Here is a 13,365-nt window from a genome sequence, read left to right as displayed (position 1 = left end):
TTTAGAAAATGCGGTGCTTCCAACCGTTTAATTTGGCACTCGCCTCGACGTAGAAATAGTCACCGTAAATGAGCGAGACGTTTACATTCTGACCTGCCGGTTTATGACCGGTTCCCTCGAGAAGCATACCTTCGTGCTCAGGAAGATCCCAGGTTCCATAATGATCCCGCAGGGAACTCAGGATACGTTTGGCAACGGTGGCATAGAGTCTGCCTTCTGGATCAGGAAGAACATCTGCAAGCTCAAGCAATCCGGAAGCAGCAATGGCACCAGCCGAGCTGTCTCGTGGGATCTCCACCCCTTCTTCGGGCTCAGCACGGAAATCCCAATGCGGAACGCTATCCTCGGGCAGACTGGAAATGAAGAAGTTCGCCACACGCTGTGCAGCATCCAGATATGACGGGTCCTCTGTATAACGATACGTATTCGTTAATCCATATAAAGCCCACGCCGCTCCCCGACTCCATGCCGAATCCGGCGCCGCTCCCTGTCCACCTATCGCTTCTGCCCGTTCACCTGTCTCGGGATCAAATCGAATGATGTGATGCACAGAACCATCATCCCGCACAAATTGCTTCATGACCATATCCGCATGAGCTTTGGCGATATGGCTGAAACGAGGATCTCCACTTTCCTCAGACGCCCAGAAGAGCAATGACAGGTTCATCATGGTGTCGATGATCGACCAGCCCAGCATGTCTCCATTCCAAGCCCGGATGAAGCCGCCTTTGGTATTGAAGCGGCCAGCCAGAAAGTTGGCGGCAAATAAGGCACGCCTTGCGGCATCGGTATCTCCGGTGAGCTTGTATTTGATGACAGCCGTAGGCAGGAAATGAAAGCCCACGTCGTGATCAAAGTAGTTATTTTCGAGAAACTGTTCCGATAGCCGTTCATCCCAGTTCCATGCAGCCTCTTTATATTTCTCATCACCCGTCATATCGTACACAATCCATAACATACCCGGCCAGAATCCCGAGGTCCACCAATCGATTCTCATGTCGTCATAGATGCCATTTGCTCCAGCGACATGCGGAGACTTTTCACCTATGGCTGCAAGCATCTGATCGGCTTTACTTTTAATCTGATCCCACACGTCTTTGTTCACTTCATTTAATACGCTCATGTAACCTCATACCTCCTTACCGTTATTAAATTCTCTGGATTAACCTTTCAATGAACCAACCATGACACCTTTCACGAAAAAGCGCTGCAAAAACGGATAGATGCAAAGGATGGGTATCGTCGCTACCATAATCGTCGCATACTTGATGGTTTCCCCGATCTGGAAGCGATCCCCAGCCGAAGCACCGGCCGACATACTCTCCGTGGAATTGGCGATCAGAATCTCACGCAGCACCAATTGCAATGGGAACAGTTCTCGACTTTTGATAAATACAGACGCATAGAACCATCCGTTCCACTTATCGACTGCGTAATACAGAATCATCACGGCAATGACTGGCATGGACAACGGAATAATGATCCGGAACAAAATGGTGAAGTGATTCGCTCCATCAATCTTGGCCGATTCTTCCAGGCTGTCTGGTATGCCCATAAATGACGTTCGCATGATGATCAGGTTAAATGTGCTGATGGCAAAAGGCAGAATGGTTGACCACAATGTATCTAACAGGCCAACACCTTTTACGACCAGGTACAGTGGAATCAACCCGCCGCCAAAGAACATCGTGAACACGATAAAGAACATGAACACCTTGTTCCACATTACGTTTTTACGGGATAGCACATATGCACCAAGCGCAGTCATGAACAGGTTGACGATAACGCCGAACACAAGAATAAACAATGTATTGCGGAAACCTGTGGCTATACCTGGATTGGCAAGCACGCTCTTGTAAGCTTCCAGACTAAAGCCGACCGGCTTCCACAGGAGACCTTTGTTTGCTAACAGCTGCGCCGAATCACTTAAGGACGCAAATAACACGTAGAGCAGCGGATACAATGTGACGATGACGAGCAGGATTAGAAACGTATAATTGAAGATCGTAAAGATTCGGTCAAACCAACCGCTTTCCTTAATCAATGTTACCACCTCACCATAAGCTGTTTTGACTCACTCTGCGGCTGATATAGTTCGCCGAAATCAGAAGAACGAGATTGATCACCGAGTTAAATAGACCGACTGCCGAGCTGTAACTCCATCCGAACTCCAACAATCCCTTTCGATATACGAAGGAAGAGATTACGTCAGCCGTTTCATAGGTCACCGGATTATAAAGGAGAATGATTTTCTCGAACCCGACATTCAGCATATTACCCATCCGGAGAATGAACATGATCGTAATAATAGGCAGCAATCCGGGTAGCGTAATGTGAAACATTTGCTTGAGACGGCTCGCTCCGTCTATCTTCGCCGCTTCATACTGCTCCAGGTCGATGCTCATCAACGCAGCGATATAGATAATGGATTCCCAACCGATCCGCTGCCATATTTCAGACAGAACATAGATCGGACGGAACAGCTCCGGCTTTTGCAGCATCGCCTGACCGTCATATCCAAGCATCATGATAAGGCGGTTGATTAAACCATCCGCGTTCGTGAAGTCCGTAATAATACCACATATGACGACGAGAGAGATGAAATAAGGCATATACGTTATCGTCTGAACGACCCGCTTGAACGCGCGCTTGCGTACTTCATTGATGAGCAGCGCCAAAATAATCGGTGCGGGGAATTCAAAGACCAGCGTATATAAACTGATAAGAAGGGTGTTCTTCAGAACACGCAAGAAATAATAACTGTTGAAAAACTCTTCAAAGTGCTTCAGCCCAACCCAATCACTCCCCAAAATACCCTTCATCGGAGAATAATCTTTAAAGGCAATAATTGCGCCGTACATCGGACCGTAATGAAATATTAAATAATATCCAATAACGGGAATCATCATGATATATAAATACTTGTTCATCATGAAGTCCCGCACGAACCGGCTTCTAAAGGATTGACGATTGCTCATGATGTACCTTTTCACCTCTTTTCAATCGGGAGGGCTAGTGCCCTCCCCTTTTACAATTACCGGTTGTTGTAGCGTTCGAGTGCTGCTGTTTGGATTTCAATAGCTCGATCCAGATGTAACGATTTCATTTTTGCGACATAGCTCTCGAATTGATCCACTGGTTCGTTACCCAGAATGATCTTGATGGTCATCTCATCGACGAGCGTGTTGATATCATTCATGATGGTCGCGTATTCGGAGCTTTCTTCAGGTGTAGGTGTGATTGAAGGCAGATTATATTTGGCGGCCTGTGTATTCTTCCATACATCAATGGCATCGCGCTGAGTCTGTAATGCAAAGAACTGCTCGGCATAACGTTTGTCTTGAACGAACGGACCGTTATAGCTGCTGCGGGCATATAGTGAAATCGCTTGTGCAGGAGCGAGTTTATCCGGATTCTTCAGCAGCAAATCCGTGAATTTCGGATAATCGCCTTCCATGTTATAGCTGACACCCTCCTCACCAAAGTTGAAGAACATGTGCCCTTCCTCACTGTAACCGTAATCCAACATGCGAACAGCAAGTTCCGGGTCCTTGGCTGCCGTCGTGATGGCAACTGTACCTTCCGAGGCATAACCTTGATTAAGCTGGCCGAATTTAGGAATATCACCTTTGTTAAGTACCGGATATGGTGCAGCGACCAGAACGGCATCCGGATCATTTGCTTCTACGAGCGGCTGCCATTTGCCGATACCTCCGCCTGCGTTACCAACACTAGCGCCAGTAGCACCCGAAGCGAGGTTACCGTCAACGGATTTGGTATCTGCTGTGGAGATGTTTTTATCAATCAAACCTTCTTTGTACCATTCCTGGAATAACGTCAGGTATTCTTTGAAACCTTCTTCCGCAGGACCAAATTTGACCTGTCCGTCTTCCTGATAGAATCCGCGGTTTACACCGAAGGCGCCAAGGAAAGCACCATTACCGGAATCGTTAAAGAATCGTGGCTTACTTACTACAGAGAACGGAGCGGCTGCGCCTTTTTTCTCTTTGAAGGCTCTTAGAGTTGTTGTCCACTCATCAATCGTTTCCGGAACAGGCAGTCCCAACTCATCCAGCCAATCCTGACGAATGATGGGTCCCTGGAAGACACGAAGATACTCATCTCCCCGAACGAAAGGAAATACATAGTAGCTGCCACTGTCCGTTTTGACCATCTTGTCGATGTCCGGATTGTCCTGCAGGTATTTCTTCAGATTCGGAGCATACTGGTCAATCAGATCGTTCAACTTGAGGATGTAACCATCATTGATGGCTTTCTCCGGTCCACCGGGGAAATCTCCGATGAAATTGTACTCCAGCATGTCTGGCAAATCCCCGGATGCCAGCATCACGTTAAAGGATTCTCTGACCTGACCTGTCGGTGGTGCCGTGAATTTGAGTGGCACACCGGTTTTTTCCTGCCATTTTTGAAAGAATGGAATTTCGCTGTGCGAATTTTTGACCCCGATCAAGTTTCCGTTAATTTCACCCCAGTACGTAAGCGTCTTATCCGTTTGAATCGGATAGGTTGTTGCTTCCGTTGATCCGCTTGGTGTGCCTTTTTCAGCATCGCCCGTTTTACTGTCTCCGGACGAACACCCCAGGATCGTTGTACCTAATAACAGGATCATCAAACTCGTAGATAACACTTTTCTTCTCATGGACCTTATCCTCCACCTTTTGGGAATGTCTGTGCTCTACCTCAGAGTAAGGGAGCGCGCATTGTAACGATATTCGCAAAAGATGAAATGACATGTTGATTTCGTCAGAACCAAATGATCATTTAGCCAAAACGATAGACAAATTCTCTATATAATCATCTGCAATGCCTTGATTTTGCAGTGTTGGCGCGGGTTTGTGACTGTACTTATGGCAGCACAAAAAAACAGACCATGAACAAGGTTCATCGTCTGTAACGTGGGTGAATATAAGTGGATTGGAACATAAACAATATTTGTGTCGGGGGTTACCTTCGCATTTTTAGTCCCAAACAACTTCGGTACCTGCGATAAAATCATGTATTGCACGTTTGTCTTCTCGTACAGCAACCATGATGACACTCGCAATGAAACCAATGCCAAATGTGATTCCATATATCAGTCCTGCAACAACAACTCGCATGAGCATGGTTCCAATTCCAGGGGACTCATGTGTATCGTATTTTCGAATTCGAATTCCGCAAATACGTTTTCCTATCGTTCGGCCACTCCATAATACAGGTAATAAAATGGAATATAATCCACTCAGTAGTTTAGCTAAAGGCTCGTCATTATCAAAATTTCCAGTCAGTACACCTACAATAATGGCTAAAGGGATTGAAACGATAATTCCATCCAACAAGCTTGCTCCTAATCTAACCCAAAAACCTGCTTCTCTCAAATGAATGCCTCCTTTCATATGGATTTACTTGAATGTATGTAGACACATATCCATGTAGTATAACAGAAAAATATTCCATTAAGTTCTTAATCATCCTTTTCAAGGAATGAAGATAGGCCCCTCAACTTTTGTTGAGAAGCCTATCCATGGCGAACCGTTTAACTTTTTAATCTTTCGTTATATTTCTGTTCAGAATTACTTTTGTCCTTCCAAAATCATGTTACCCAAACGATCCATAAGCTCCATCCGTCCCATAGCCGTATAAGAATAATTGTAGTTATCTACGCTGGAGATTTTATAAATCTTCCCATCCTTGACGGCATTCATGTTATTCCAAACCTTGCTGTCTTCCATTTTGTTCTCGCTATTCTCCATCAGCACCAGCTGGTCCGGATTGACGGAGATTAGCGCCTCTATACTAATCTGTTTGCCTCCCCAGCCTTCGGGCTCAGGAATACCTTCTGTACGTTTTAGGCCCCACTCGCCGTACAACATCTCTGCCGCACCTTTATTCGAATAGATCACCAGATTGTTAGGATAGGTTTCAATGACCGCGAAAGATTCACCGTTCACAGCCGATTCGAGTTTTTGCTTCCACTCAGCCGACTTTGCATCATATTTAGCTAGGAACTCATCCTTTTTCGTTTCTTCTCCGAACGTATCTGCTAGGAACGTCAGACGTTCTCTCCAATCATAATAGGAGTATGGTAAAACAATTGTCGGTGCAATCAAGGATAAGGTTTCATACTGATCTGTATTAAAATCCTTTCCCAGAATGATCAGATCCGGGTTCGATGCAGTCACCGCTTCTATACTGAATTTGCTGCCCAACCACCCCAGAACCACAGTATTTGCATCCAACTTGTCTTTAAGGGGTGGAGTGATCTGATCCTGCTGCCCATAATCGGCGCTGGTCGTAGCGACAGGCGTTTTGCCAACGATCAGTAATTCCTCTGTTGAGCCGGACAGATCCACAATCCGCTGCGGATTAAGGGGGATCGTGACTTCTTCTCCATTTGGATTGGTGATGACTTTCGTTGTCGCTTGCGTCGTTCCCTCTGACGAACGAACCTCCTGACTGCTTGTCTGTTCAGTTCCGCAAGCCGCAAGCATCAGCATGGAGCATAATGCAATCCATATATGAATTCGTTTTAACATTTAAATTATTCTCCTTTTGAGTCAATTCATCTATCTGGTTTGGAGGACTCCGTTCATCGCTATACCTTTACCTGCCATCCCTCGGCATCATGCTGTAATTGCCACAGACGCGAATAGATACCTGATGTTAGCAATAATTGCTCATGCGTTCCTTGTTCGACAAGCTGGCCCTGATCCAGAACAAGGATCTGATCCGCATTTTTGATCGTTTTCAAACGATGGGCGATTAGAATTACCGTTTTGTTCGTGACCAGCTCGTTAATCGCTTGCTGAACTGCGGCTTCATTTTCTGGATCAAGTGACGCCGTAGCTTCGTCCAGCAATACGATGGATGCATTTTTCAACAAGGCACGTGCAATCGATATACGCTGTTTTTCCCCACCAGATAACGTCGAGCCTCCTTCTCCCACTAACGTGTCATATCCTTGAGGCAGACTTGCGATAAACTCATGACAGCAAGCCCGGCGTGCTGCTTCTTCGATCTCTGCCTGGGTAGCCTCTTTCTTCCCTACACGTATGTTGTTACCAATCGTATCTTGGAACAGATACACGTCCTGGAAGACAACAGAGATATCCTCCAACAGTTTCTCCGGGTCCATACGGTTAATTGGCTGACCGCCAATCGTAATGGAACCTGACTGCACATCCCAGAAACGCGCAATGAGACGGGTAACCGTACTTTTACCACTGCCGGAAGGCCCTACAAGTGCAGTAATCGTATGCGGAGGGATGGTAAACGACAAATTCTTCAGCACAGGCAGCTCATCATCATAACCAAAGGTTACGCGGTCAAACGAAATCGCCTGATTAGGTTGTACGCTTCCTGTTCCTGTCATCGGCGTCTCCTGCTGCACTTCCATAATGCGCCGTGCACTATATGCGGAGTATCGCATCTCGCCATAACTCATCAGTGCAACGGTCAGAGGTTCAAACACTTTGGTACCTACTAGCAAAAACAGCAGAAATATCGGCAATGTCAATTCCCCGCCAGCAAGCAAATAACTCCCCGCCAAAATCATCCACGTCATGCCGGACCGCGCAAGCAGCATCGCTCCCATAATCATCGGACCCATAATGCCTTCCAACCGAATGGATGCCGACTTCAACTCGTCAAAAGAACGACGCAGTCGTTCAAATCGTTCTCCGCCCATATTGTGGGCTTTGATCTCACGAATACCCGTTAAATACTCTTGCAGCCGACTGGCCGCTTCGTTCTTGGCTCTCACATGATTCTCGCTTAAGCGAGCCTGAATGGAGTCTGTCATCCATAACAAGGCCACCCCCAGTGGAACAGCGATGAACATCGCCACTGCCATTCGCCAATCTACAAACAGCAGTCCAGCAAAAGCCAACACCGGCAGCACAATTGCGCTGATGAGCTGTGACAGATTGTGAGAGATCGTATGCTCTACCTGTCCATAATCACTCAGAATCAGATTGGTTAGATCTCCCGGGTCCCTTTTGCCGAAGAAACCCAATGACAGATGACGAATATGTTCAGCCAGTTTCAAGCGTCCCGTTGCGGCGAGGCTGTATGCTGCCCGATAGGTTTTATCATAGAGAGAAGAGTAAGCCGCATATTCCACCAACAGCCATGCAAACAGAATGCAGCACACCACCCACATTCGCTGGATGTCCAGTCCTTTATCCGGTTCAGCGAAGGATTTGTATATCGTATTGAAAATATCAACGAGCAGCGCAGCCGGAATGATCTTGGCAATCCCGTCCAGAATGGCGACAATAATTGAGGGAAGCAGACTGCGGGGGTTACCACCCGATATATTGTATAAATAGTTCCTCATTGCTTCGCACCTCCAAGCTTCCACGAAGCTGCATGAATATGAGCCTGCCACATCTTCTCATACAAACCGTTTGCCTCGCGTAATTGATCATGTGTACCTCGCTCAACAATGGTACCCTGGCGAATGACCAGGATCTGTTCAGCTGCCCGAATCGTTGTTAGACGATGAGCAATAATAAGAACCGTTTTACCTTGAACCAGTTGGGCCAGTCCTTGCTGGATCTTATGTTCATTTTCTGCATCCGCATATGCTGTCGCTTCATCCATTACGAGAATGGGAGCATCCTTGAGTAAAGCTCTCGCGATGGCAATCCGTTGAGCTTCACCGCCAGACAGGTACGTACCACCTTCTCCAATTTTGGTGTCATATCCCTCATCCAACTTCTCAATAAACTCATGACAACAAGCTGTTCGAGCCACGGCGATGACGTCATCCCGTGATGCAGTTGTATTGCCCATACGGATGTTTTCCTCAATCGTATCGTAGAACAGATGTACGTCCTGGAATACAAACGATACCGTCTCCATTAACTTCTCTGTCCCCATTTCCTGAATGGGAACCCCGCCAATTGTAATTTCGCCTTGCTGCACGTCCCAGAAACGCAGAAGCAGATTGGCAATGGTAGATTTTCCGCCACCCGAAGGTCCAACCAATGCGGTCATTTCTCCTGCTTTAGCTACAAAATCAACTTCTTGAAGTACAGGTTTGAACGCTTTGCTATCCTTTTGTTCATACGCAAAGGATACCTGCCGAAAAGCCACTTCATATGTATCGGGCACTAGCGGAGTGAGAGGTTCCTCTACAACCGACTCGGCAAATACAGCCTTGATCCGATTCTGACCTTCTACGATCTCACGCATGCCACTACCCAGATACATCAGTTTCAAGAGTGGTGCGGACAAACTTGGTGTAATGATCAGAAATAGAATAAAGGTGATCGCAAAAGACTGATTGCCTGCGTTTCCGCTGGAAAGTAAAATGCCGATCGGAACAATAAAGGTAACCAGCGAAATTATGATGATGAAAAACATGCCATACGACGTTTTACATAAATCGGTTATTCTCAACGAGATATCGCGATAACGTGTCACCGCCTGTTTAAAGGTGAGAAACGAGTCCGCTGTAATACCGAATACTTTTACCGCCGGCATTCCTCTTACGTATTCAACCCCTGTTGAGTTCATTTCTTCAATCGCATGCTGGAAATCACGATATGCCTGACGCCCCCGCTCATTTCGGAAGATGCTACTTTGCAGCCAGAACCCGATAATCATGGGAACTAGCAAGACCAGTGCCATACGGTAATCTAGCCAGAACAAATAGCAAAGCAGCACCAGTGGAATGACAATCGCACTTACGAGATCGGGAAGCTGATGCGCGATAAACTTCTCTATTTTCTCAACGCTAACTTCAATGATTTTTTTCAGCTCACCTGTCGCAGTTCGAGTGTGATACCCCATCGGCACTTTTGCCACATGGTCGGCAAGCTTTACTCTGAGCTGGTACAGGATGTTGAACGCAGCGATATGCGAGCACATGCCTCCGATATAGAGCGCAATAAGACCCGCGATTAGCGCTCCAAAAGAGACGAATCCCCAATACATCAGCAAATCCCTGTCCAGGCCAGATGGCTCCTTAGCATGGATTAACAGTTCTTCGACGATTTTATACACTCCGATAAATGGAACTATTTGCAGCAGACTCGATAAAATCGAGAAGATACTTGCTGTAATCAGCAAACCTTTCCGCTCCTTGGTTACTTCCATTAAACCGGATACTTCAGATGTGGTGTTCATCCCGCTCCTCCTGACATTAATAATCATTCTCAATATCGCGCAGTGTTATATACGCCCAATTAATATCTCACAGCACAGCGATCATCTACTACCTCAAAACGGAGTGAAAATACCTCTATACGGATAATAAATGGCATCATTCTGAATTATTTCAAATGAAAATTCAGGCAAACATAAAAAGACCATATGGAACATATGGCCTCTTACCGATGAAGAATGGCTAACTGCGTGAGGAATAATCCGTGGCAGAAAATTGATCTTTTTGAGAGATCCTAACCACCCTTATAATTCTCATACTTTATTCTAAATTTCAATGTTCTCTGCTCGCACCTTATTCCTTTGCAAAACCCTATTTTCTACTATTGCGTAAATCACCCCCGCAAGAGCAAATAGCCAGATGGAAGTCGCTCGGTTCAGATAATACGACTCGATCATGTAGTCACTGAACATCTGCTCAAATACCCATGAACCTAATAACCCGCAACCAGCACTATATACAAACACCCTGGCAATAACAAAAGGAACATATTTACGCAGAAGCCATGAAATTGGACTTACAACTACAGTATAAAATGCGAATACATATGGACTAAAGGTGATAAAAATCAGTAGAAAAAATATGTGACCCGCATTCAGCAACAATCCAAATCCCCTCCCCTATCTAAACACCATTCGTAGGCATTAGGTTACGGGGTGACATGGATTGGTTACGGCTGCTCGTGAAAAGCTTTCCAGAATGGACCCTCTGTATTAATGATATCCTTGATCTGCGTAAAAGGAATTGTAAATGTCGGAAATCCCGCGACATAAGGAGCGATTTCATAAGGGCTAAAATATAGGTGCAGTGCATCCGCTGTGACAAAAAAGGGCTGATCCGGGCTGATTCCTTCATACGTGTCCGGAAAAACATAAGAGTACTGCGGATCATTCTTGATCTGATCTCCTACGATTTTGCTAAGCACCTTCACATAATCACTGTTCGGTTTAAACAAATCTTTGAGTTCATACATCTGACCACTGCTCAGATTAATGATCGCATAGATCATCGTTGGCATGCCGTGTGCTGCACCAGCCGGGTAGTTATAACCCGTTAGCTTGAGTTGAAGCAATTGCTGTTGGTAGAACGTAATATCAAAATCCCCTGTATACGTGTAATCCAGCTTTTGATCCGCAGGGATTGGCTTCACTTGGGAAAGTGCCTTTAACTTGGCGTTTACTGCAAGCTGAACGGCTTGATCGGTTAACCCTTCCACCTGCGGATAATACACGAGGTAATCGGGGTTTGGCTTATATTTCTCTTCCCGTACACGATAAGGCGGGTGAAGTGGAACGATTGTATTTTGGCGCCAGATGATCTGCCCGGTTCGGTTTACATAGGATACGCGCTGGTCCACATACGCCTTAATCAGATCGGGAGCTACCAATTCGAGTGTGCCCGAGCCTTCAACACGGGGGTATCCTGATGCAGGTTGCCCATTTAGATCCAGAAAGAACGTTTGTGTTCCATTTGTGGCTGAAGCCAGCCCTCCCTTGTAATTTGATACATCCGTATATACAAAATCCGAAAGTTTCCTACCATTAACATCTGCAATTGCATAGACCGAACCGATAAAAGACTGTTTGGGATCAATCGCTTGCCCCAAGGCCAGCCGATGTTCTCCCAGATCTCGAATGTCATTGTAGGCGGGTTGGATGGTAAATGTGCCCTGAGTATTAATAACGCCATAGATGGAGTTGTAATCCTCCGCTGTATTCACAATAGCGTACCCACCACTGAACGGAAATGCCGAGGTAAAGCTCGGCTGAATTCGGACATGACCACTTTCGTCGATATAACCGTATTTACCCGATGCCTCTTTCTGAAAAGGAAGTAATCCGTCACCCAGAGTTCCTACATAGGCATATGGATACGTCGCCAGCCGCTGACCATTTCGGTTAATTAACGCATATTCATTTTCTTTGATCTGCACAACGGCCTTGCCATCCTGAAAATCGTTCGCTGAAGCGAACTGCGCCCGAATGACCTCATTTCCAGAGGTATCCAAATAACCGTAACGACTGACTTCCCCGCCTGCCTGACTGCTGTCTGAAAGGTAAAATAGCGCTCGGCCGTCCTTCACATCGGCAATAAACGGATATGCCCGTTTGGTCAATACTGCGCCTTGTTCATCAATCATCTTGAACCCTTGGGAATCAATGACTATGGCCCGACCTTCTGTGAAAGAATTAATGGAATCGTATACAGGTTGAACGACAAATTGCCCGTTAAGATTGATGATGCCAGTCTTCCCGTCTTTTACGACGACAGCCAGGCCATTTCGTTGAAAGTCTTGGGCATCGTCAAGTATCGGTTCAAGACGAATACGACCTTGGGCGTCCATATAACCCCACCGGGTTCCAGTTGTTGTTCTGACCGATATCGGAAATAACCACGTCGTTTCACGCGGAACCTCTGTGCCTATGGCTTGCCTAATCTTCTTTTCCAGCTCAAGCAGAACTTCCCGTGAAGGGTAGGGGTCACTGAAACTTAGCGCTTTTTGGACCGAAACGAGTGCAGCAGGAAATAATCCGGCTTTATACTGAGCGTCCGCAAGATAATACCAATAGAAAATATAATCTGGATGTTGTTCTGCCAATTGTTCGTAATACTTTACTACCTTAGGGAAGTAATACGGATATACATCTGTTGCGGGAACCCATTTACCATTCTGCCAGCGGATGATTTCGACCCGATAAGCTTCACCTGTATCATGAATCCAGAGTGCAATTTCTACTTTGCCATCTCTGCCGTGGTGACCTGGCATATCGATGATTTCCGCATGGCTATAATACAAATCTTCTGGCGCCTGATCTGTCAGTCCTGATTCCGTCCAATCGTATACAGCAAGCTTCGACCAGATCGCACCGATCTGCCAGCCGACAATGAGATTGTTCCTCGCCGTGGATGTCACCGATGCCGCTGTCAGCAAGGTAACACCATAACCCAGGCCTTTGGTCAAAGACATCTTGATCCAGTGGCCTTGGTAAAATTTCAGAACTAGCAGCATCAATTCTCCGCCCTGCTCATATACAGCAGCAATTTCCGGCATTCCGTCTCCGGTTAAATCTGAAGCATAAATGGCCGGATGTTTGACCGGTTTATCAATGGTGACGACAGTCGCGTCAGCCGGGATATGTTGATTGACAATTTGCGTTAACAGAGGTTCGCTCATGGACATGCCTGTTTCCTCC

10 protein-coding genes are annotated in these 13,365 nt (G+C 46.3%); all 10 read right to left on the bottom strand.

Annotation, left to right across the window (positions count from 1 at the left end; translation table 11 throughout):
* Nucleotide 1: 1 nt before the first annotated feature.
* The 10 genes from BLS14_RS06290 to BLS14_RS06245 all read right to left on the bottom strand — a co-directional run bounded on the left by BLS14_RS06290 (nucleotide 2) and on the right by BLS14_RS06245 (nucleotide 13,352).
* Nucleotides 2–1,060 carry a glycoside hydrolase family 88 protein gene (locus BLS14_RS06290; protein ID WP_371121431.1) on the bottom strand — a complete coding sequence of 353 codons (1,059 nt, stop codon included), beginning with the start codon at nucleotides 1,058–1,060 and terminating at the stop codon, nucleotides 2–4.
* Nucleotides 1,061–1,162: 102 nt separating this feature from the next.
* The gene (locus tag BLS14_RS06285; RefSeq protein ID WP_063563855.1) at nucleotides 1,163–2,044 is read right to left on the bottom strand and encodes a carbohydrate ABC transporter permease; all 882 of its coding nucleotides are present in this window, start codon (nucleotides 2,042–2,044) and stop codon (nucleotides 1,163–1,165) included.
* A 10-nt stretch (nucleotides 2,045–2,054) separates the two neighbouring features.
* Complete coding sequence (locus tag BLS14_RS06280; protein WP_063563856.1) at nucleotides 2,055–2,978, bottom strand: ABC transporter permease; 924 nt, start codon at nucleotides 2,976–2,978, stop codon at nucleotides 2,055–2,057.
* 56 nt (nucleotides 2,979–3,034) lie between these two features.
* Nucleotides 3,035–4,660 carry an extracellular solute-binding protein gene (locus tag BLS14_RS06275; RefSeq protein ID WP_090950126.1) on the bottom strand — a complete coding sequence of 542 codons (1,626 nt, stop codon included), beginning with the start codon at nucleotides 4,658–4,660 and terminating at the stop codon, nucleotides 3,035–3,037.
* 319 nt (nucleotides 4,661–4,979) lie between these two features.
* Nucleotides 4,980–5,396, bottom strand: a complete 417-nt coding sequence (locus tag BLS14_RS06270; protein WP_090950124.1) for an RDD family protein — start codon at nucleotides 5,394–5,396, stop codon at nucleotides 4,980–4,982.
* A 177-nt stretch (nucleotides 5,397–5,573) separates the two neighbouring features.
* Nucleotides 5,574–6,536 carry an ABC transporter substrate-binding protein gene (locus BLS14_RS06265; protein ID WP_256336173.1) on the bottom strand — a complete coding sequence of 321 codons (963 nt, stop codon included), beginning with the start codon at nucleotides 6,534–6,536 and terminating at the stop codon, nucleotides 5,574–5,576.
* A gap of 59 nt (nucleotides 6,537–6,595) precedes the next feature.
* Nucleotides 6,596–8,338 (bottom strand): ABC transporter ATP-binding protein, encoded by a 1,743-nt coding sequence (locus BLS14_RS06260; protein ID WP_090950122.1) that lies wholly within the window; start codon nucleotides 8,336–8,338, stop codon nucleotides 6,596–6,598.
* Complete coding sequence (locus BLS14_RS06255) at nucleotides 8,335–10,134, bottom strand: ABC transporter ATP-binding protein (RefSeq protein WP_090950120.1); 1,800 nt, start codon at nucleotides 10,132–10,134, stop codon at nucleotides 8,335–8,337. The genes BLS14_RS06260 and BLS14_RS06255 overlap by 4 nt, the downstream gene beginning before the upstream one ends.
* A 303-nt stretch (nucleotides 10,135–10,437) precedes the next feature.
* Nucleotides 10,438–10,776, bottom strand: coding sequence for a hypothetical protein (locus BLS14_RS06250; RefSeq protein ID WP_090950118.1), 339 nt, complete (start codon nucleotides 10,774–10,776; stop codon nucleotides 10,438–10,440).
* A 65-nt stretch (nucleotides 10,777–10,841) separates the two neighbouring features.
* On the bottom strand, nucleotides 10,842–13,352 hold the full coding sequence (locus tag BLS14_RS06245; RefSeq protein WP_090950117.1) for a WG repeat-containing protein: 2,511 nt from the start codon (nucleotides 13,350–13,352) through the stop codon (nucleotides 10,842–10,844).
* Nucleotides 13,353–13,365: the final 13 nt, after the last annotated feature.

It is taken from the genome of Paenibacillus sp. OK060 (genome assembly GCF_900101205.1).
GTDB lineage: Bacteria > Bacillota > Bacilli > Paenibacillales > Paenibacillaceae > Paenibacillus > Paenibacillus marchantiae.
This window is presented reverse-complemented; position numbering and strand designations above follow the sequence as displayed.